Origin of the sequence: Rhizobium sp. BK619, assembly GCF_014195245.1 — a bacterium.
Classification (GTDB): domain Bacteria; phylum Pseudomonadota; class Alphaproteobacteria; order Rhizobiales; family Rhizobiaceae; genus Rhizobium; species Rhizobium acidisoli.
Window position 1 is genome coordinate 237,524 of record NZ_JACIBH010000009.1, and the last position, 20,935, is coordinate 258,458.

General features: G+C 60.0%; 20 protein-coding genes. 18 read left to right on the forward strand and 2 right to left on the reverse strand.

Annotated elements, in window-relative coordinates; translation table 11 throughout:
* Positions 1 to 335 precede the first annotated feature (335 nt).
* The 11 genes from FHX14_RS18825 to FHX14_RS18875 all read left to right on the forward strand — a co-directional run bounded on the left by FHX14_RS18825 (position 336) and on the right by FHX14_RS18875 (position 12,423).
* A complete protein-coding gene (locus tag FHX14_RS18825) occupies positions 336 to 1,217 on the forward strand; it encodes a DUF72 domain-containing protein (protein WP_184378080.1) in 882 nt (293 codons plus the stop codon).
* 157 nt (positions 1,218 to 1,374) lie between these two features.
* The gene (locus tag FHX14_RS18830) at positions 1,375 to 2,682 is read left to right on the forward strand and encodes a hypothetical protein (RefSeq protein ID WP_184378081.1); all 1,308 of its coding nucleotides are present in this window, start codon (positions 1,375 to 1,377) and stop codon (positions 2,680 to 2,682) included.
* A 277-nt stretch (positions 2,683 to 2,959) separates the two neighbouring features.
* Positions 2,960 to 4,153 carry a plasmid partitioning protein RepA gene (gene repA / locus FHX14_RS18835; RefSeq protein WP_003591382.1) on the forward strand — a complete coding sequence of 398 codons (1,194 nt, stop codon included), beginning with the start codon at positions 2,960 to 2,962 and terminating at the stop codon, positions 4,151 to 4,153.
* 3 nt (positions 4,154 to 4,156) lie between these two features.
* Positions 4,157 to 5,158: a plasmid partitioning protein RepB gene (repB, locus tag FHX14_RS18840; RefSeq protein ID WP_184378082.1), complete on the forward strand. Its 1,002-nt coding sequence runs from the start codon at positions 4,157 to 4,159 to the stop codon at positions 5,156 to 5,158.
* 154 nt (positions 5,159 to 5,312) lie between these two features.
* Positions 5,313 to 6,617, forward strand: coding sequence for a plasmid replication protein RepC (repC, locus tag FHX14_RS18845; RefSeq protein ID WP_184378083.1), 1,305 nt, complete (start codon positions 5,313 to 5,315; stop codon positions 6,615 to 6,617).
* A 106-nt stretch (positions 6,618 to 6,723) separates the two neighbouring features.
* Positions 6,724 to 7,608 carry a dihydrodipicolinate synthase family protein gene (locus FHX14_RS18850; RefSeq protein WP_184378084.1) on the forward strand — a complete coding sequence of 295 codons (885 nt, stop codon included), beginning with the start codon at positions 6,724 to 6,726 and terminating at the stop codon, positions 7,606 to 7,608.
* Positions 7,609 to 7,633: 25 nt separating this feature from the next.
* A complete protein-coding gene (locus FHX14_RS18855; RefSeq protein WP_041672083.1) occupies positions 7,634 to 8,293 on the forward strand; it encodes a GntR family transcriptional regulator in 660 nt (219 codons plus the stop codon).
* A 55-nt stretch (positions 8,294 to 8,348) separates the two neighbouring features.
* Positions 8,349 to 9,677 carry a sugar ABC transporter substrate-binding protein gene (locus tag FHX14_RS18860; protein ID WP_003591391.1) on the forward strand — a complete coding sequence of 443 codons (1,329 nt, stop codon included), beginning with the start codon at positions 8,349 to 8,351 and terminating at the stop codon, positions 9,675 to 9,677.
* Positions 9,677 to 10,615: a sugar ABC transporter permease gene (locus FHX14_RS18865; RefSeq protein WP_184378085.1), complete on the forward strand. Its 939-nt coding sequence runs from the start codon at positions 9,677 to 9,679 to the stop codon at positions 10,613 to 10,615. Before FHX14_RS18860 ends, FHX14_RS18865 begins: the two co-directional genes overlap by 1 nt.
* Positions 10,615 to 11,430: a carbohydrate ABC transporter permease gene (locus FHX14_RS18870; RefSeq protein WP_003591396.1), complete on the forward strand. Its 816-nt coding sequence runs from the start codon at positions 10,615 to 10,617 to the stop codon at positions 11,428 to 11,430. Before FHX14_RS18865 ends, FHX14_RS18870 begins: the two co-directional genes overlap by 1 nt.
* An 18-nt stretch (positions 11,431 to 11,448) precedes the next feature.
* Entirely contained in the window at positions 11,449 to 12,423 is a 975-nt protein-coding gene (locus FHX14_RS18875; protein WP_184378086.1) for a sugar kinase, read from the forward strand.
* A gap of 55 nt (positions 12,424 to 12,478) precedes the next feature.
* Here the strand turns inward: FHX14_RS18875 and FHX14_RS18880 are convergent, their stop codons facing one another.
* The gene (locus FHX14_RS18880; protein WP_184378087.1) at positions 12,479 to 13,480 is read right to left on the reverse strand and encodes an inorganic phosphate transporter; all 1,002 of its coding nucleotides are present in this window, start codon (positions 13,478 to 13,480) and stop codon (positions 12,479 to 12,481) included.
* Positions 13,480 to 14,121 carry a DUF47 family protein gene (locus FHX14_RS18885; RefSeq protein ID WP_184378169.1) on the reverse strand — a complete coding sequence of 214 codons (642 nt, stop codon included), beginning with the start codon at positions 14,119 to 14,121 and terminating at the stop codon, positions 13,480 to 13,482. The genes FHX14_RS18880 and FHX14_RS18885 overlap by 1 nt, the downstream gene beginning before the upstream one ends.
* A 225-nt stretch (positions 14,122 to 14,346) precedes the next feature.
* Between FHX14_RS18885 and ugpB the strand changes: the two genes are divergently transcribed.
* The 7 genes from ugpB (at position 14,347) to FHX14_RS18920 (ending at position 20,917) form a co-directional block, all read left to right on the forward strand.
* The gene (ugpB, locus tag FHX14_RS18890; protein WP_184378088.1) at positions 14,347 to 15,672 is read left to right on the forward strand and encodes a sn-glycerol-3-phosphate ABC transporter substrate-binding protein UgpB; all 1,326 of its coding nucleotides are present in this window, start codon (positions 14,347 to 14,349) and stop codon (positions 15,670 to 15,672) included.
* Positions 15,673 to 15,734: 62 nt separating this feature from the next.
* Entirely contained in the window at positions 15,735 to 16,619 is an 885-nt protein-coding gene (ugpA, locus tag FHX14_RS18895) for a sn-glycerol-3-phosphate ABC transporter permease UgpA (protein ID WP_184378089.1), read from the forward strand.
* A 12-nt stretch (positions 16,620 to 16,631) separates the two neighbouring features.
* A complete protein-coding gene (ugpE, locus tag FHX14_RS18900; protein WP_184378090.1) occupies positions 16,632 to 17,480 on the forward strand; it encodes a sn-glycerol-3-phosphate ABC transporter permease UgpE in 849 nt (282 codons plus the stop codon).
* Position 17,481: 1 nt separating this feature from the next.
* The gene (locus FHX14_RS18905) at positions 17,482 to 18,528 is read left to right on the forward strand and encodes a sn-glycerol-3-phosphate import ATP-binding protein UgpC (protein ID WP_184378091.1); all 1,047 of its coding nucleotides are present in this window, start codon (positions 17,482 to 17,484) and stop codon (positions 18,526 to 18,528) included.
* Between the two features lie 50 nt (positions 18,529 to 18,578).
* Positions 18,579 to 19,328 (forward strand): glycerophosphoryl diester phosphodiesterase, encoded by a 750-nt coding sequence (locus FHX14_RS18910; RefSeq protein WP_184378092.1) that lies wholly within the window; start codon positions 18,579 to 18,581, stop codon positions 19,326 to 19,328.
* A 9-nt stretch (positions 19,329 to 19,337) separates the two neighbouring features.
* Positions 19,338 to 20,123 carry a DeoR/GlpR family DNA-binding transcription regulator gene (locus FHX14_RS18915; protein WP_184378093.1) on the forward strand — a complete coding sequence of 262 codons (786 nt, stop codon included), beginning with the start codon at positions 19,338 to 19,340 and terminating at the stop codon, positions 20,121 to 20,123.
* A complete protein-coding gene (locus tag FHX14_RS18920) occupies positions 20,120 to 20,917 on the forward strand; it encodes an HAD-IIB family hydrolase (protein ID WP_184378094.1) in 798 nt (265 codons plus the stop codon). The genes FHX14_RS18915 and FHX14_RS18920 overlap by 4 nt, the downstream gene beginning before the upstream one ends.
* The last annotated feature ends 18 nt before the right edge of the window (positions 20,918 to 20,935 follow it).

A 20,935-nucleotide genomic window follows, 5' to 3' on the forward strand; every position in this document is an offset into this window, starting at 1 on the left:
GCGCGTCGAGCACCAGGTCTGCCGTCTTGGGGCTGCGGCGACGCCGATATGGCCAGAAGGCTGCTGCGCAGGGGACCCGCGATGCGCCGGCTCCGTGGGGCGACAGCCAGCATATCGACGGTGGTTGCCGTCGAGATGCTTGGCAGAGCAGGACGAGCCGACCTGTGAAAGGCTCGGCGGTCGGCCGTGCGTTCCGTCGCGATAGCCTGTGCCTGGGACCTGTGCGGAACAGTTGATTTCTGTCGAAGTTGAATCCGCAATCTATGCTGCGGCAGGGTCCGTCCGCTGCAGGAATACGGTCGCTTGAAGCCGGTCATACACATGGAACCTGTGACGTGCCAGAAATGTCGACGGATGAGCGGGAGAAACGAAAGGCGCGGCGGGAGGATCGGCGTCGCAAGCAGCGCGAGGCCAATGTCGAACGTGCAGCCAAGATGCACGAGGTCAGGATCGGCGCGCCGGCGGAAGAGGCAGCAATCGCCAATGGCGGACCTGAGGGTAAGGTCCATATCGGCTGCTCCGGGTGGTACTACTGGCATTGGCAAGGTCTGTTCTACCCCGCCGATGCTCCTCGAAATCAATGGTTCTCGTTTTACGAGCGAGAGTTCAAAACGGTCGAGCTGAACGCTCCGTTTTACGCGTGGCCGACAGTCGCCACGGTGAAAACCTGGCTTCGCCAGGCGACCGGCGATTTCGTCTATACAATCAAAGTGTGCGAGCTCATTACGCATATCAGGCGTTTCGAAGATTGCGGCGAATTGATTAGAGATTTCGGTTACGTCGCGGACATGCTCGGTGAGCGAATGGGCTGTTTCCTCTTCCAGTTACCGCCGAGCATTCGCTATTCGGCTGATACGCTGCACCTCATCCTTCGTCAGCTCGATCCCTGCCGCCGGAATGTCGTCGAATTCCGCCACAAAAGTTGGTGGAACGATGAGGTATTCCGGCAGTTTGAAGCGGCCGGCGCTATCTTCGGCTCATGTAGCGGGCCGCGTCTTCCGGATGAACTGGTGAAGACCGCAGACGATATTTACGTTCGCTTCCATGGCACCACCCGATGGTACCGCCACGATTACAGCGAAGCCGAGCTGGCCGTCTGGGCCGACCGAATAAAGAGCAGTGGAGCGAGAACTGTCTGGGCCTACTTCAACAACGACAGAGACGCTAACGCCATCAAGAACGCCAAGATGCTGTCGCGACTTTTAGGCGGCACGTAAGGTCCATCGCCAAAGCAACCGGTCTTTTTATTGCAAGCCAGACGGGCACGGCGGCGTGGCGCGGCGTTTAAGAAAGTGTCATGAAAGCTGAGGGTTGAAATGATAGCGCGCGGCTCCAAATCCCGCGGCGGTAGTCGAACGAAGAGGAGAGCGGCGCATGGGCTGCGCGCATGTCGATCGAATTGGCAAAGTCAAATCAGCCTTCAGCTTCGCTCTCGTGTTTTTCCATCTTCTGTCCTCCTCCCAGACATTGGCAGCGCCCGCCGATATCGGCGGGCTGACGGTGACGCTGCCCGATGCCGGCTGGCGGAAGGCGGGCAAGGGCGATCTCTTCATGCTGCAGAAGGATTTTCCGGAAACGGATGACGACAAGCGCGGCAGTGCCCTGATCCAGATCACCAAGCCGCTGTCGAGCCCGCGCGCGTCCCTCCCGGCCGGCATGAAGACCTTCGTCGCGACGTTGCCCGACATGGCCAAGGAAGATATCCTGATCAAGCATTACGGGATGACGATAAACGGCCACGACATCCGTGTGGAAGAACGCTGCTGCATCCATCAGAAGAATGTCAGCATCAGCCAGATCGTCGTCGGCATCGCCGGCGACAAGCGGCAGGCCTATCTGCAGCTTGTGCTGTTGAATCTGAATGGCGACCGAAGCGAAAGTGCCGAAGCCGATTTCGAGGCGCTGGTGCGTTCGGTCAAGCTTGATCCCTCCGATAAGGATTTCGATCTTCTGCCGGCAGGCGGCGACGGCGGGCTCGACGGCGTCTTCACCCATCTCGATACCGGTGTCCGGCCGAATGTCTTCGGCGGCGTGGATTTCTATTCCGATAGCGAGATCACCATGTTCGATCCGAAGGGCCTGTTCAGTACGGAGCTGCCCAAGGGCGGCCGGAGCATTGCCGAGCACTGCAAGGAAGACCCGACCGACTGCGGCCTTTACAAACTCACCGGCGGCGGCTTCTTCTCCTCCGCCGGGTCGATCGAGATGCGCAGCGTCACCTCTGCCTACGGCACGATCGAGACCGAGACGAAGCCATTTTCGAAAAAGGGCGACGACTTGGTGATCGACAAGGATGACCATCGGGCGGTGCCGCCGTTCAAGGATGGCGCGACGCTTGACGGCGAATGGGTGTCCACCTTTGCCTCGAGCGGCATGACCGCGACCTCGTCGGGATCGGTCGCTTCCAGCCACACGCTGACACTTCATTCAAACGGCACGTTTGAACGCACGGGCTGGTCCGGCGCCTCGATGACGAACGAGATCGGCGGATCGCAATCGGGCGTGACCACGTCGGGCAACCGGCCGGGCGCCAGTGGACGCTACGCGCTTTCCGGCTATCGTCTCGACCTCACCGACGCGAGCGGCAAGACGGAAAGCATGAGCATATTCGAACCGGACAAAGCGTCCGACGGGCTCCTGGTGATCAACGGCAGCAACTACCTGAAAGACGACGGACAATAGGTAGGCCGAGCCTTTCCGTCTCGCCGGCGTCATCACATAAAATTCAATGAATTTCATGTGCATAACGAGCGCGCCGGCCTTGCTCGTCAGCACCCCGGCAGGCTGCGAATCACCCGCCGATTGGCCCGCGAAACTGCCGGATTCGTGTGCTGCGTTCGAATGCCTCGAGCCGCCTTTTGGTTAAGCATTTGTAATTCGGTCACGAATCGCGGCATATAGTAACTGCGCAACTGAGGCGCTTTCGTTCAAAATTGCGCAGTTATTTGGGAAACAGATCATGCAGCCGAGTCTTGCTCTCCAGGACGATCAAGAGCATCTCCCCTCGCTTCTGGCAACAGATGCGAAGGAGTTGTCCTATCAACTTCAGCAGCATCAGGCAAAAATCTTCCCGCCGCTGTCCCAAAAGACCATCAGAACATTTTCGCCGGCGGAAGCCGCGGCCTTCATCGGCATCGGCGAAGGTTATCTCCGGCAGGTGGCTGCGGATGGCCATGGGCCCGATCCGCTGGCAAATGGACGGCGGCTTTATAGCGCAACGGATATGGATCGCATTCGCCGGGTCCTCGACGAGCGAAACGGAACGCCGAAATATGTGCCGGCCCGCAGGCCGGGAGAAAAGCTCCAGATCGTCTCCGTCATGAATTTCAAGGGCGGTTCGGGCAAGACCACCACCGCGGCCCATCTGGCGCAGTTCATGGCGCTGCGGGGCTACCGCGTGCTTGCCGTCGACCTCGATCCGCAGGCTTCCCTGTCCGCCCTGTTCGGCCATCAGCCGGAATTCGACGTCGGCGAGGGCGAAACGATCTACGGCGCGATCCGCTATGAGCAGCCGCGCCCCATCGCCGACATCGTGCGTGCCACCTACACGCCCAATCTGCATCTCATTCCCGGAAATCTCGAGCTGATGGAGTTCGAGCACGAAACGCCGAAGGCGATGTCGTCGGGTAGGGCGGAGACGATGTTCTTTGCCCGCATCGGCGAGGTGCTGACCGAAATCGAAAGCCTCTACGACGTCGTGGTCATCGACTGCCCGCCGCAGCTGGGGTTCCTGACGATGTCGGCGCTCTGCGCGGCGACCTCCGTGTTGATCACGGTTCATCCGCAGATGCTCGACGTCATGTCGATGTCGCAGTTCCTGACGATGACGAGCGAGCTGATGTCGGTCGTAGAGAAGGCCGGCGGACGCACCAGCTATGACTGGATGCGCTATCTGGTGACGCGGTTCGAGCCGAATGACGGACCGCAGAGTCAGATGACCGGCTTCATGCGGGCGATCTTCGGCAATCGAATGCTCCATAATGCGATGGTGAAGTCGACGGCGGTCTCCGATGCCGGCGTCACCAAGCAGACACTTTACGAGGTCGAGCGGTCGCAATTCACCCGCGGAACCTATGATCGGGCTCTGGAGTCCCTCAACTTGGTGAACAGCGAGATCGAGGCGCATATTCGCTCCACCTGGGGAAGGAAATAGTCGATGGCGCGCAAGAACCTCATCGAAATCTCTGCGCCGAGCCCGGCCAGGGTGGAAACCGTCGCGCCGCGCGACAATCGCCCGATCGCGGGATTCGTGCCGCAGGAGCGCAGTGCTGCACCCGTCGGCGGCATTACCAAGACGCTCGGCAACATTACCGAAAAAATGGAACGGGCGAGTGAACTGGAACGTCAACTTGCCGCCGGCCAGACCATTGTCGATCTCGATCCCGGCCTGATCGACGCGTCCTTCGTCAGCGATCGATTGGCGATCGACGCGGCCGAGCTTGCACAGCTTGTCGAACAGATCCGCGAGCATGGGCAGCAGGTTCCGATCCTTGTGCGGCCGCATCCCGAAATCAGGGGACGCTATCAGGTGGCTTACGGCCATCGTCGTCTGGCCGCCGTCAGAGAAATAGGCATCAGGGTGCGGGCGGTCATCCGCGATCTCACCGACGGTCAGCTGGTCGTCAGCCAGGGACAGGAAAACAGCGCTCGAACCAACCTTTCCTACATCGAGCGTGCGCTCTTTGCATCGAGGCTCGAAGAACGAAGCTTTGGCCGCGATGTGATCATGGCGGCTCTCAGCGTCGATAAGGCGGCGCTGTCGCGAATGCTGATCGTCATACGACAGGTTCCGCTTGATCTCATCAACGCCATCGGTGCGGCGCCGGATATCGGCCGCCGGCGGTGGCTGGAACTGGGCGAGCGGCTGGACGGTGCCGATATCGAGAGGATCATCGCCGAGTTGTCCGCGGACGACGCTCGCAAAATTCCAAGCGACGAACGGTTTCAGCGCGCATTTGTGCTCGCAACCAAGCGGACATCGGCCCCAAAGCCGGCGATTGCCAAAACCCAGGTCAGCGGCGTGCCGGTGACGGTGAAAAAGACAGCGTCCGGTGCAACCTTCGTCTTCGACGGCAAGACCGCACCCGGTTTCGATCAATTCGTCCAGGAAAGGCTGAAGGGCCTGTTTCAGGAGTTCAACAAGGACAGAGGAGCGTAGCGCGCAAAAGAAAAAGGCCCCCAACGACGGCGTCGTGGAAGCCCTTCTCAGATCTTAAGCACATCGAGAATCGCATTTCCACGAATCACAGTCAAGCGTCTTAGGCACCAAATTGGTGGATGGTTTTCTTTTGCCTGAACGAAGGTGAAGGCAAATGGAGAGTGGATATGTGACGACGCCCTTTGGGCAGCGGCCGATGTCGCTTGGCATGCTGGCAAGCCAGCAACTGGCCGAGACCATCGAGCCGGGAATGAAACGCAGCAAGTGGAAGCTGTTCCGGGCAATATGCGAAGCGCGGCCGGCCCTCGGCGTGACCGACCGGGCGCTGACGGTGCTCGACGCGCTGTTGACCTTCTATCCCGATGACGAAATCTCCGAGGAGAAAGGCCTGATCGTCTTTCCCTCGAACGCGCAGCTGTCACTTCGCGCCCGCGGCATGACGCCGGCAACGCTCAGGCGGCATCTGGCCGTCCTGGTCGAGGCGGGTCTTATCCTGCGCAAGGACAGCCCGAATGGTAAGCGTTATGCCCGGCGCGACAGGGCAGGGGTCATTGGCGAGGCTTTCGGCTTCAGCATCGCGCCGCTGCTAGCACGCGCGGCCGAGATCGAAGGTCTGGCCGCCCAGGCGATTGCCGACCGGGAAATGCTCAGAGCCACCCGGGAACGCCTGACGGTCTGCCGCCGCGACATCTCCAAGCTGATATCAACGGCCATCGATGAAGCGGTTCCAGGCGACTGGGAGCAGATGACGATGATGTTTCGCGCTATCGTCGCCAGAATTCCGCGTGTGGCGAGTATCGAGGAACTGGCATCACTGCTCGACGAGATGGGCCTGTTGCGAAACGAAGCTGTCAACTTGCTGGAAAGGCACGTTAAAAGACAAAAAATAGACGCCAATGAGTCTCAGATTGAGCGTCACAAACAGAATTCAAACCCCCACTCCATTTATGAACTTGAACCAAGCTTCGAAACGAAGCAGGGCGAAAAGGCGGCGACAAACAACGAGGGGACTGCCGAACCGCCGGCCGAGCAAAGGCCGAGGTCGCTCAAGCCGGCGGCTGGAATGGTCGGCAAGGTATCGGGTGCCGCCACTCCGGTGTCCGGGCCGGGCCTGAAATCGTTCCCGCTCGGTCTCATTCTCCAGGCCTGCCCTGCCATTCTCGATTATGGGCCAGGAGGCGCGATCGGCAATTGGCGGGATCTGATGTCGGCCGCCGTCGTCGTTCGCTCAATGCTCGGCGTCAGTCCCTCGGCCTATGAGGAAGCCTGCGCCGGCATGGGGCCGGAAAATGCCGCGACCGTAATCGCCTGCATCCTGGAGCGGGGTGGGCACATCAATTCGCCCGGCGGCTATCTCCGAGATCTCACCCGCAGAACCGAGAGGGGCGAGTTCGCAATCGGGCCGATGTTGATGGCGCTTGTGCGGGCAAACGGGCCGTCAGCAAAGCATGTCGGTTGAGCGAGACAGGGTGCGGCAAATATCAGAGGCGTCCGCATGCAATCATCTCTTTACAGCTAACATGTTACTCTGCTACGTCTGATGCCGATAATTGGGAGGGATATATTTGACCCAGAAATTCGGGCTGTCAGTCGCTCTCGCCACGCCGTTCGACGGCAATGGCGATATCGCGATCGATGTCATGATCGCGCAGGCAAGGCGATGCCTTGACAGCGGTTGCTCCAGCGTCACGCTGTTTGGGACGACGGGTGAAGGCTCGTCGATCGGTAGCCGGGAACGGGAGCGCGTCTTCGCGGCCTTTCTCGATGCCGGGATCGCGGCAAGGAACATCATCGTCGGCGTGCTGGTCGACGCCGCCGAGGATGCGGCGATGCAGGCCGATCTTGCTCTTTCCAAGGGCGCTCGCAACATCCTGCTTGCGCCGCCGTCCTATTTCAAGAATGTCAGCGACGACGGTGTCTTCCAGTGGTTTTCGGCCGTTTTCGCCATGTTGGGCGACAAGGCGCGCGACATCATCGTCTACAACCTTCCTTCGCTCACCATGGTTCCGCTGACCGTATCGCTGATCGGGCGGCTGCGGACCGCCTTCCCCAAGATCGTGACCGGCGTCAAGGATTCTTCCGGCGACTGGCCGTATACCGAAAGCCTGCTCAAGGCGCATGGCGATCTCATTATCCTGATTGGTGACGAACGCCACCTTGCCAAGGGCGTACGGCTCGGCGGCCAGGGGGCGATCTCCGGCATGGCGAATTTCGTGCCCCGCGACGTCAAGCTGATGGCCGAAGAAGGCAAGGACGACCCCCGCATCGAGGGTTTCGTGGCCGAACTGCTGAAATATCCTGTTGTCCCTGCCGTGAAGACGATGGTGGCGCACGTGATGTCGGAGGAAATCTGGCTTGCGGTTCGTCCACCACTCGCTTCAATATCCGGTGAGGGGCAGACGCAACTCGCTCTTGCTTTCGATAAGCTTTTCCAGTCGAAAGCGGCATAGGTCAGGCATGCTGCGGGAAGAGGCGATGGACGGAATGGACGAGCAGCCGACGCTGCGGGAAAAGGCGTATGCGAGCTTCACGCGCCATCTTCTTGCGCGTGACGTGCGTCCCGGCCAATTCGTGTCCCAGCGCCGTCTCGTGGAACTGACGGGACTGACGCTCGGAGCCATCCGTGAACTCATCCCCAGGCTTGAAGCCGAAGGCCTGATCAAGACCGTGCCGCAGCGCGGGCTGCAGATCGCTCACATCGATCTCAATCTCATCCGCGAGGCATTCCAGCTCCGCGTTTTCCTGGAGAAGGAGGCCGTGGCACTCTTCACCCGGTCGGCGTCGGACGAGACGATCGCCGGGCTTTTGAAGCAGCATCGGGATATCGCCGACGCCATTCGAAGCGGCGATGGCTCGCATGAACTGGAACTGCGCGCGCAGGCCGTCGACTGGGGCATGCATGACGCCTTTATCGATGCGCTTGGCAATACCATCATTTCGAACGCCTACCGCGTGAACTCGATCAAGATGCGCCTGATCAGCCAGGACCGGTTTCGCATCGAAGGTCACGTTGGGCCTGTCATGGGCGAGCATCTGAAGGTGCTCGAGGCGATCGAACGACGATCGGCGGAGGACGCCGTCAACAGCCTTGTCGCACACATCAACGGTGCAAGGGACCGTGCGCTGAGGATATAATCGGGAATAATCAGCCGGAGATGAGGAGATCGCCGGCAATAGGAGGAGAAATCACATGCCATCATTCTTGAATCCGACGCGGAGAGGTTTTCTGGCGGGCACGGCCGCGCTTGGCGCCAGCAGCATGCTCGGCATGCGCTCGGCATCTGCTGCCGTCGACTGGAAGCGCTTCACCGGCACCACGCTCGAGGTCAATCTGGTCAAGAGCCCGCGCAGCGAAATACTCATGAAGTACCTACCCGAATTCGAGGAGCTCACCGGCATCAAGGTCAATGCCGAAGCGACGCCCGAGCAGCAGCAGCGCCAGAAGACCACGATTGAGCTCAGCTCCGGCAAGCCCAGCTTCGACGTCGTGCATATGAGCTATCACGTCCAGAAGCGGCAGTTCGAAAAGGGCGGCTGGCTTGCCGATATCGGCGGCTTCCTCAAGGATCCCGCGCTGACCGACCCATCGCTGACGGAGGGTGATTTCGCCGAAGCCGGCCTCGCCTTCGCCAAGGACGCCGGCGGCGCTCTGCGTTCTCTTCCCTTCTCGGTCGATTACTGGATCATCTACTGGAACAAGGCGCTGTTCGAAAAGAAGGGTCTTTCCTACCCGACGACGTTCGAAGAGCTGGCAAGTGCGGCCGAAGCCCTCACCGATCCGTCAACCAACACCTACGGTTTCGTCGCCCGCGGCCTGAAGAACGCCAATACGCCGGTCTGGACGTCGCTGCTGCTCGGTTATGGTTCGAGCCCGCTCGGCCCTGACGGCAAGCTGCGCACGACATCGCCGGAAGCGATCGATGCCGCCAAGCTTTACCAGAAGCTGATGACCAAAACCGCCCCTCCCGGCGTTTCCGGCTTCAACTGGGCCGAGGCCCAGTCGGCCTTCCTGCAGGGCAAGATCGGCATGTGGCTCGATGGTGTCGGCTTTGCGCCGCCGATCGAGAATCCGGAAAAGTCGCGCGTCGTCGGCCAGGTTGGTTACGGCATCATGCCGAAAGGCCCGAAGGCACAGGCCGCGGGAACCTTCGGCGACGGGCTTGGCGTCGTCGCGGCCAGCCAGAAAAAGGAAGCCGCCTACCTCTTCTGCCAATGGGCGATTTCGCATGACATGGGTGCCCGCCTGCTGCAGGCCGGTGCCGGCGTTCCGTTCCGCCAGTCTGTCCTGGAGGATGCGAAAGTCCGCGAAGGCGTCAAGATGCCTGGCGCGTGGCTCGATGCCGTCGTCGGTTCTGGCAAGATCTCGCAGCTCGCGCTGCCGGTCATCATTCCGGTCACCGAGTTCCGCGACATCTATGGCGTCGGTCTCACCAATATGATTGGCGGCGCCGATCCGGAAGCCGAACTCAAGGCGGCGACGGCGCAGTTCGAACCCGTCCTGGCGAAAAGCGAGGGATAATGGCCTCGGCAAGCATCGAAACGGCCGCAGCCAAGGCCGCCTCGAAGGGAAGGAGCAACGCGGGTCGCGTTGCTCCCAACTACTGGCCCTTCGTCATCCCGGCGCTGATCGTCATTGCGGCGGTCATCGTTTTTCCATGGGTGTTTACCCTTTGGATGAGCGTCAACAGCTGGACGCTCGGCCAGTCCCAGGTCTTCGCCGGGCTGGACAATTATGCCCGTCTGGCCGTGGACATGCGCTTCTGGGAGTCGCTGTGGCATACGGTGCTCTATACGACGCTCTCCGTCGTGGCGCCGCTTTTTCTGGGGACGCTCGCCGCGCTGATTTTCGATACGCAATTTCCGCTGCGCGGCCTTCTGCGCGGCATATTCGTGATGCCGATGATGGCGACACCGGTCGCCATCGCCCTCGTCTGGACCATGATGTTCCATCCGCAGCTCGGCGTCCTCAATTATCTTCTTTCCTTCATCGGCATCGGCCCGCAGGAGTGGATCTATAATCAGAGCAGTGTCATCCCCTCGCTGGTGCTGGTCGAGACCTGGCAATGGACGCCGCTTATCATGCTGATCGTGCTCGGCGGCCTGGCGGCGGTGCCGCGCGAACCCTATGAAAGTGCGGAGATCGACGGCGCCAATGTCTGGCAGAAATTCCGCTATCTGACGCTGCCGATGATAGCGCCCTTCCTGATGATCGCCGTGATCATCCGCAGCATCGATGCGGTGAAAAGCTTCGACATCATCTATGCCATGACCCAGGGCGGCCCGGGAACGGCGTCGGAAACCATCAATATCTATCTCTACAACACCGCTTTCGCCTACTACGATATCGGCTATGGCTCGGCCATGGCTGTGGTCTTCTTCATCCTCATCGTCTTGCTCTCCTTTGTCCTTCTGATGCTCCGGCAGCGTGCGAACTGGTCCGACGGGGAGGCACGCTGATGAAGCGCAAGACACTCGATCGCATCGGACTGCTGTTCGTCGCGCTGGTGATGATCTCGCCGGTCGTGCTGTTCTTCCTCTGGATGATCTCGCTGTCGCTGAAGTACGAGATCGACAACGGCGCCTATCCGCCGATCTTCATTCCGGAGCGTTTCGCCTGGACGAATTATCTGAAGGTCTTCGAGGAGAACAACTTCTTCCTCTATCTGTGGAATTCGGTGCTGGTGACGGGGGCCGCGACGCTTCTGGCGCTGCTGATCGGTGTGCCGGCCGGCTACGGCATCGCGCGGCTGAAGGCGGAGAAGTCGGCGATGGTCATCATGATCGCGCGCATGACCCCCGGCCTTTCCTTCCTGATCCCGCTTTTCCTGCTGTTCCAGTGGCTGAACCTGCTCGGCACGCTGATGCCGCAGATCATCATCCATCTCGTCGTCACCGTGCCGATCGTCGTGTGGATTATGATCGGCTATTTCGAGACGACACCGATGGAGCTGGAAGAGGCTGCAAGTATCGACGGTGCGACGCCCTGGCAGATTTTCCGCCTGGTCGCCCTGCCGATCGCCAAACCCGGCATTGTCGTCGCCTTCATCCTGTCGGTCATCTTCTCCTGGAACAACTTCGTCTTCGGCATCGTGCTCGCCAGCCGCGAGACGCGAACGCTTCCGGTCGCGGTCTACAACATGCTGTCATTCGAACAGGTCAGTTGGGGCCCGCTTGCGGCGGCGGCATTGATCGTTACCTTGCCGGTGCTGATATTGACGGTGTTTGCGCAACGGCAGATCGTGGCGGGGCTGACGGCCGGCGCCGTCAAGTGAGCAGGTGAGACGACGGTTTTGACGACTTCTTCTGCCTTCGATTCGCCGGCCGATCAGGGGCGCAGCGTTTTGTGCGTCGGCGCCGCCGTCCTGGACACGCTGTTTCGCGTGCGCGCGTTGCCGACCGGCCAAGGCAAAATTCTCCCCTACGATATGCTGCAGATCGCCGAAGGTATGGCGTCAAGTGCAGCCTTTGCGGTCGCCCGGCTGGGCGGCCATGCCAGCCTCTGGGGCGCGGTCGGAGATGATGCCACCGGCGAACGCATCATTGCCGACCTGGGCAACAGCGGTATCGAGACAAGCGGCATGGTCCGTGTGCCAGGCGCCCGCTCGGCCGTCTCGACGATCCTTGTCGACGATCAGGGCGAGCGTTTGATCGTGCCCTTCTACGATGCGGCCCTGCACGAGACGGTGAAGCCGGTCACAAAGCAGGACCTGTCCGCTTTCGATGCGGTGCTGGTCGACGTTCGTTGGCCGAAGCTCGCATTGCGGACGCTGACGGCCGCCGGACAGGCAGGCAAGCCCGCCATCCTCGATGGCGACGTTGCAGGCGACGGCGTCATCGAGATGCTGGCGCCGGCTGCCAGCCACATCGTGTTCTCGCAGCCGGCCGCCGAGCGCCTGACAGGAACTGCCGAGCCGGCGAAGGCCGTCAGCCTTCTCAAGCGAAAGTTCGAGCACGCCTTCATCAGCGTCACCTCAGGGGAAAACGGCTCTTTCTGGTTTGACGACCAAACCGGCGAAATCGCCCATCTTGCCGCGCCGAAGGTGAAGGCCGTCGATACGCTCGCGGCAGGCGATATCTTCCATGGCGCTTTCGCTCTGGCGATCGCGGAAGGCGTGGCGATCGCCGGGACGATGCGCTTGTCCTCCATGGCGGCAGCGCTCAAATGCCAGGTGTTCGGCGGCCGTATCGGCGCGCCCACAAGAGCCGAGGTCTGCGATGCGCTACGGGGTTGGGACGCGCTGGTGACGACGATGAGAGATCGCTAAGCGCGTTTTGCGCATCGCAATCCCAAATCCCCGCACATTTTGAGCGACATCACGATTAAAAGAGGTCCGAAAGCCAGTAGCAGAGGGCTGAAATGGTTGCTGCGGCGGGAAGGGTGACAATCCAGGCAATAACAATATTGCCGGCCAGGCCCCAGCGAACGGCAGACAGTCGTCGGGAGGCACCGACGCCGATGATGGCGCCGGTGATCGTGTGCGTCGTCGAGACCGGGATGCCCAGCCAAGTTGCGCCAAACAACGTCAATGCTCCGCCGGTTTCGGCGCAGAAGCCCTGCATCGGGTTGAGGCGTGTGATCTTCGAGCCCATGGTGTGGACGATGCGCCATCCGCCGCAAAGCGTGCCGAGCGCCATTGCGCCTTGGCATGAGAGAACGACCCAGAGCGGCACATGGAAGCCGCCGGTCAGATAGCCTTGCGAATAGAGCAACACGGCAATGATGCCCATCGTCTTTTGAGCATCGTTGCCGCCGTGGCCGAGGGAATAGAGCGAGGCGGAGACAAACTGGAAAACCCGGAATGTCCGATCGACAGCGAAAGGCGTCTGTCGCACGAAGATCCACGACACGATCAGGATGAGCAGCAGCGCAAGGAAAAACCCGATCGCCGGCGACATCACGATGGCGCCGGCCGTTTTCAACAATCCGCTCCACACGATCGAACTGAAACCCGTTTTCATCAGACCGGCGCCCACCAACCCGCCGACCAATGCATGGGATGAACTCGAAGGGATGCCGAAGACCCAGGTGACGATATTCCAGACGATCGCACCCACCAGCGCCGCGAAGATGACCTGCGGCGTGACGATGGCCGGATCGATAATGCCGGTCCCGAGTGTTTCTGCGACGTGCAGACCAAAGAACAAGAAGGCGATAAAATTGAAAAAAGCCGCCCAAAACACCGCATATTGCGGACGCAGGACCCGCGTCGACACGATCGTGGCGATGGAATTGGCGGCATCGTGCAGGCCGTTTAGGAAATCAAAGAAGAGTGCAACGGCCACGAGCGCGGCCAAAAGGGGAAAAGCGAGGGTGGCTTCCATCAAACGTTCTCGATGACGATGCCACTGATTTCATTGGCGACATCCTCGAAACGGTCGACGACCTTCTCGAGCTCGCCATAGATCTCGCTGCCGATAAGATATGCCATCGCATTCGATGCGCCGTGACGGCGGAAAAGATCCTTCAGCCCCTGCTCATGCAACTCGTCGGACCGGCCCTCGACGCGTGTTACTTCTTCCGCCAACGCGGCCAAGCGGGGAGCATTGGTGCTGATCCGGTCGAGAAGAGGAAGGGCCTCGGCGATTAAATGGGCCGCCTGGACGATCGTCTTTCCCATTTCCTGCATCACGGGGTCGAAGCTTTTCTGCTCGAACAGCCGGATGGTCTTCACCGTCTTCTGCATCATGTCGATCGCATCGTCCATCGACTGGATGAGATCCTTAATGTCGCCACGATCGAACGGCGTGACAAAACTACGGCGCACGGCAAGCAGTACTTCTCGGGTAATGTCGTCGGCTTCATTCTCCAGCTGGATGATCCGGGCGCAATGGCCTTCAATGTCTGACCCGCCCAAAAGCTCGTTGAGCGCTTCGGCCGCACCGACGACAGTCTTTGAGTGTTGAGCGAAGAGATCGAAGAAGCGATCTTCCCGCGGCATGAGTCTTCGAAACCAGCTTAACATCGGTGCTCCATCGGCTGTCACAAAAGCGTCATAAAGCACGGCGGCTGCCATGGAAAGCCGTGAGATGGGGAAGTGACCTCGCCAACAGAAACCAACCGCGGGGTCCGGGCATTTTGGTGCAGATGTTCATTTGAACATTTCATCATTGCAATGTGAACAATGCCTGTTACCATTGCCGCACGTCTGGAGCGGGAGGCTGCGGACCGAAAGCAATGGGGAGTGAAGATGAACAAGATCGCTTTTTTCCTGTCCGCAGGATTAACCAGCCTGTCCTTATCCGTTCCGGCAATGGCGGCCACGAAGATCCAGTGGTGGCATGCGATGGGCGGCGAGAATGGAGCGAAGCTTGAACAGATCGCCAAGGGGTTCAACGCATCTCAGTCCGATTATGAGATCGTGCCGGTCTACAAGGGCACCTATGACGAGACGCTGACCGGCGCGATCGCCGCGTTTCGTGCCAACCAGCAGCCGGCGATCGTCCAGGTCTATGAAGTCGGCACCGGCACCATGATGGCGGCACAGGGTGCGGTCTATCCCGTATACCAGTTGATGAAAGACCAAGGCGAGGCCTGGGACCAGAGCAAATTCATTGCCCCGGTCGTCGGCTATTACTCGGACACCAGCGGCAACGTCCTGTCGCTGCCCTTCAATTCCTCGACGCCGATCATGTATTACAACAAGGACGTCTTCAAGAAGGCCGGACTCGATCCGGAAACGCCGCCGAAAACATGGGCTGAGGTGGAGTCCTTCTCGCGGACCATCATGAAATCAGGTGCCGCCAAATGCGGTTTCACCAGCGCGTGGATTTCCTGGATCCAGACCGAAAATCTCAATGCCCTGCACGACAAGCCTTACTCGACCAAGGCCAACGGCTTCGGCGGTCTCGACGCCGAATTCACCTTCAACAACGATCTGACGATCCGCCATTGGGACAATCTGAAGAAGTGGCAGGATGAAGGTCTGTTCAAATTCGGTGGACCAGTCGGCGGCGACAACGCGCCTCCGATGTTTTATTCGCAGGAATGCGCGATGTATATGAACTCGTCGGCCGGCCGGGCCGGTGTCATCAACAACGCGAAAGGCTTCAAAGTTGGTTTTGCACCACTTCCTTTCTACGATGACGTCATCAAGCAGCCGCTCAATTCAATCATCGGCGGTGCCACGCTCTGGACGCTGAAGGGGCGGCCGGAAGAGGAATACAAGGGTGTGGCGAAGTTCTTCACCTACCTTCAGAAACCGGAAGTTCAGGCCGATTGGCATCAGTTCTCCGGCTACCTGCCGATTACCGAAGCTGCTTATAAGCTCGGCCAGGATCAGGGCTATTATGAGAAGAACCCCGGCGCCGATATCGGTATCAAGCAACTGACGCGCGTGACGCCGACCGAAAATTCCAAGGGCATCCGCTTTGGCAATTACGTCCAGGTGCGCGGCATCATCGACGATGAGTTTGCCGCATTGCTGGGTGGAAAGAAGACGGCGAAAGAAGCGGTCGATGCCGTCGTCGCACGCGGCAACGAACAGCTTCGCGATTTCGAGTCCGCCAACCAATGAGCACCGTAACGGGGGCTGGTGCAAGACCGGCCTCCGTTTCCCATCCGTCAGTGTGAGGGCTCATGCAAACCAAACGGACCGTATTTCCCAACAAGTTTTTGCCTTACCTGCTCATTGCCCCCCAGATTTTCGTGACCGTGGTATTCTTCCTCTGGCCCGCGGCAACTGCATTCTGGCAATCCTTCCTGCGCCAGGATGCCTTCGGCTTCAAGACCAACTTCGTCTGGTTCGAAAACTACCGTCGGCTTTTTGCCGATCCGATTTACATCAATGCTTTCGGCCACACGCTCATCTTCGCCATTCTGGTGACGGTGCTGTCGACGTCGATCGCGCTGCTCCTGGCAGCCGCGGCAATGCGCGTGCTCCGCACCTCTCGAATTTATTCGACCCTGCTGATTTGGCCCTATGCCGTCGCACCGGCGATTGCCGGTATTCTCTGGTGGTTCATGTTCAATCCGTCGATCGGCATTGTCGCCTATATGTTGCGAGCGATGGGCGTCGACTGGAACCATCTGATCAACCCCGACGATGCGATGATCCTGATCGTGATTGCCGCCACCTGGAAACAGATTTCCTATAACTTCCTGTTCTTCCTGGCGGCACTGCAATCCGTGCCCCGCTCGCTTCAGGAAGCCGGGGCCATCGATGGGGCTGGCCCTATGAAGCGTTTCTGGACGATTGTCTTCCCGCTGATTTCGCCAACGACCTTCTATCTGATCGTCATCAACATCGTTTACGCGATGTTCGATACTTTCGGCATCGTTCATGCGACCACCCAAGGCGGGCCGGCGCGCGCGACCGAAATCCTGGTCTACAAAGTCTATTTCGACGGTTTCATTGGACTGAATCTCGGCTCGTCGGCGGCGCAGTCGGTCATTCTGATGGTGATCGTCGTCGCACTGACGGCAGTGCAATTCCGCTTCATTGAACGCCGCGTGCAATATTGAGGGAGCCCAAGGATGGTTGAAAATCGCCCTTTCCTAAATTTCCTGGCCCACCTTGTCCTCATCCTCGGCGTTACGATCGTCGTGTTTCCGGTCTACGTGGCATTCATCGCATCAAGCCACGGGCCCAATGACTTCCTGTCGGGCGTCGTGCCGCTGACTCCGGGGAGCCACATCATCGAGAATTATTCGACGATGCTCTCTTCCGGGATGACAAGCTCGGGAGCGCCGCCGATCGGGCCGATGATGATCAACTCGCTGATCATGGCGGTCGGCGTCGCCGTCGGGAAGATCGCCATCTCGATCCTTTCGGCCTTTGCAATCGTCTATTTCCGATTTCCGTTCCGGACCCTGGCATTCTGGATGATCTTCATCACGCTGATGCTGCCGGTCGAGGTGCGCATCGTGCCGACCTACAAGGTCGTGGCCGACCTCGGAATGCTGAACAATTTCGGCGGCCTCATCATCCCGCTGATCGCCTCGGCAACGGCCACCTTCCTGTTTCGCCAGTTCTTCCTGACGGTGCCTGACGAATTGATGGAGGCCGCTCGTGTCGACGGGGCAGGGCCGATGAAGTTCTTCCGCGATATTCTGCTGCCGCTGTCGATCACCAACATCGCCGCCCTGTTCATCATCCTCTTCGTGCTCGGCTGGAACCAGTATCTCTGGCCGCTCATCATAACCACCGACCAGAGTTTCTACACCGTCGTGATGGGCATCCAGCGCATGGCAGCGGTTGCCGATGCCGAGCCGCGCTGGAATCTCGTCATGGCAGCGGTCATTCTGGCCGCCCTGCCACCCGTCCTCGTCATCGTCGCCATGCAACGCCTTTTTGTCAAAGGCCTGGTCGAAACGGAGAAATGAAATGGCCACGATCAATATCATTCACGTCAAGAAGAACTATGGCGCCATTCCGGCGGTCAAAGGCATTAACCTGGCGGTTGCAGACGGCGAACTGATCGTGCTCGTCGGGCCCTCCGGCTGTGGCAAATCAACCCTGCTTCGCATGATTGCCGGGCTGGAAACGATCAGCGAGGGCGATGTCGAGATTGCCGGCCGCAATGTGAACAAGGCGGAGCCGGCCGACCGCGACATTGCGATGGTCTTTCAAAATTACGCGCTCTATCCGCATATGACCGTGCGCGGAAATCTCGAATATGGTTTGAAAAACCGTGGCACAGAGCGCGCAGAAATCAACCGCCGCGTGGCGGAGGCGGCCGAGATCCTCGAAATCGGGCCGATGTTGGATCGCAAGCCTCGTGAACTCTCCGGCGGGCAGCGCCAGCGCGTGGCGATGGGACGCGCCATCGTCCGTGAGCCGGCCGCCTTCCTGTTCGATGAGCCGCTTTCCAATCTCGATGCCAAATTGCGGGTGCAGATGCGCGTCGAAATTCGCCGGCTGCAACGGCGCCTGAAGACCACCAGCATCTACGTCACGCACGACCAGCTTGAAGCGATGACCCTTGCTGACCGGCTGGTCGTGATGAACGGCGGGCTTGTCGAACAGGTCGGCACGCCCGTGGCGGTTTACGATCGACCGGCAAGTTTGTTCGTCGCCAGCTTCATCGGTTCGCCGCCTATGAACCTTGTCCCCGTCGACGTGCTGAGGGCCGCCGACAGCGCAGGCACTCTGGCATTGCCTGCCGGCACCGACATGGTCGGCCTTCGCCCCGACGCGTTACTCGTCACCAAGCCGGCGGAGCCTAGCGTTCGCCTGAATGCGACGGCCGAGTTGCTCGAGCCGATTGGCGGAGAAAGTCATCTGCATGTGCGATTGGGTGAGAGCCAGCGGACAGTCGTCCTGACCGTGCCGGGTCGCCCGCACTTTGCCGAGAATGCGAATATCGACGTTTTCGCCCGTGTCGACGCGATGCACCCTTTTAACAGCGATACCGGAAAACGCACGGATTGACGCAGGATTTTTATTCCTTCATCCAGCAGAAGACGGAAAGTGATGAGACGATGACGACGGTAGAGCCACGATCCGGCCCGAGACGCAGTGAAGTTCAGGCGCATCGGGGCGCCTCTGCCGTGGCGCCCGAAAATACTATTGCTGCCTTCCGGGCAGCCGCCGAACAAGGCGCGGAATGGGTCGAACTCGACGTCGCACTGCTTTCCGATGGAACTCCGGTAGTGATCCACGATGTTTCCATCGATCGCTGCTCGTCGTCGAAGGGAAGTCTCGCCGACCTCACGGCGTCGGATCTCAAGGCCATCGACGCCGGCGCATGGTTTGGCCCGCAATTCAAGGGCGAACCGCTGCCGACGTTGGCGCGCGTCGTTTCGGCACTCGGCGAACTTGGCCTCAACGCCAATGTCGAGATCAAGCAGCATGCTCATCACAAGTCGCTCGACCAGTTGGTCAATGTCGTCGATCAACATCTGAAGGCAAGGGCGCCGCACACGAAGATCATGATCTCGAGCTTTGATGCCGCTGCTCTGAAAGGAATGCATGGGCTCGATCCGGACTACGAGCTCGCCATGCTGTGGAGCAAGGTGCCTGTGGATTGGTTGGACATCCTTCGGTCGATCCCGGCAACGACCATTCATCTTGACTACAAGGCTCTGAGTATCGGGTTTCTTGAAGAGGCCGCCCGTCGCGGCATCAAGGTGCGGGCATGGACCTGTAACGAGCCGAAGCGGCTCGCATCTTTCTGGGGCGTGGGTTTGACCGGCGTGATAACAGACGACCCCAGTGTCTACCTCACCTAAGGAGCGGCGATGGGGCAGCGGATCATATCGAGCCGACAACGCGAGATCCTTGCGCTGATCGAGACCGAAGGTGTCCAGTACATCGAGGAATTGGCACGTCGGTACGATTTGACGACGCAGACCATTCGTCGCGATATCAACGCTTTATGCGATCTGGGCCACGCGCGCCGCTTCCACGGCGGTGTCGACCTGCCGGTCGAGGGAAGCAACATCTCGCTCAATGCCCGCGCCCAACTCAACCGGCGAGCCAAACGGCTTATCGCACGGCGCGTCGCCGCCGACATCGGGGCGGAGGCGACAGTGTTCCTCGGCATCGGCAGCACAGTTCAATTCGTTGCCGACGCGCTGCGCGACCACCAGGGTCTGACGGTGATCACCAACAACATCCACGTCGCCTTGAGCCTTTGCGACGCGCCCAGTGTCGAGGTCCATTTGACCGGCGGTCTCTTGCGTCACGATGACCGTGACGTGGTCGGCACGGATGTGATCCGGTTCGTCGAAAAATTCTACGCAACCCACGCGGTGGTCGGCGCAGGCGCTTTAAGCCCGCTCACCGGGCTGATGGATTTCAGCTATAGCGAAGCGCAGATCACCAACGCGCTTCTAGAGAATTCACAAACGCAGATTCTCGCGGCAGACGTCAGCAAGTGGACGCGCACCGCCTCCGTGCGGGTTGCGCCGTTCAGCAAACTCACCCGTTTTTACACGGACCGGCTGCCTGGGGAAGCGTCTGCCGCCAATGCTCTCGCCGAAAGCGGCTTGGACGTGGTGACATGCAGCGAGGAGACGACATGAGCTACGTAGACCTGGCGCCGTCAGCGCGGGAGCTGCAGGACGTGCGTTACCTGTTTACCGACATCGACGATACCCTGACGACAGAGGGCAAACTTCTGCCGCAAACCTACCAGGCTCTGTGGGATCTCAGCAGCGCCGGCATTGCCGTCGTGCCGGTGACGGGCGGCTCAGCCGGCTGGTGCGAACATATCGTCCGTGCCTGGCCGGTGGCCGCCGTCATCGGCGAAAGCGGCGCATATTGCGTCACCCGCCGGGATGGCGAAGTCGTCTTCGACTATTGGGAGGACGCGGCGCGGCAGGGTGAGCGCCAACGCCAGCACCTGCAGACGGTCAAAGCGCTCCTGGCGCAAAAGAGCAGGTCATTCAGGATCGCTCATGACCAGGTCTTCCGGCTGGCGGATGTCGCAATCGACATACAGGGCCGCAATCCGCATGACGTCGAAGATCTCGCGTCCAGCATCAGAGCCATGGGCGGGACGGTGGCGATCAGTTCCATCCACATCAACACGTGGATCGGCGACTACAACAAGCGTTCGATGAGCGAGCGGGTTTTAACCGGGCTGTTTGGTGTCGACACGACCGAGACACCTGCTGTTACCGCCTTCGTCGGCGACTCTCGAAATGACGCACCGATGTTCGGTTTTATCCGCAACTCCTTCGGCGTCAACAACATCCTGCCGATCCTTCCGCAGTTACAATTCGCGCCCAAGTGGGTCTCGTCGCAGCCCGCCGGCCTCGGTTTTGCCGACATTGCCCGGACGATCCTGCACGCGGTCGGCGACGCTTCGCAATAGGCCACGGCTGATTTCAAT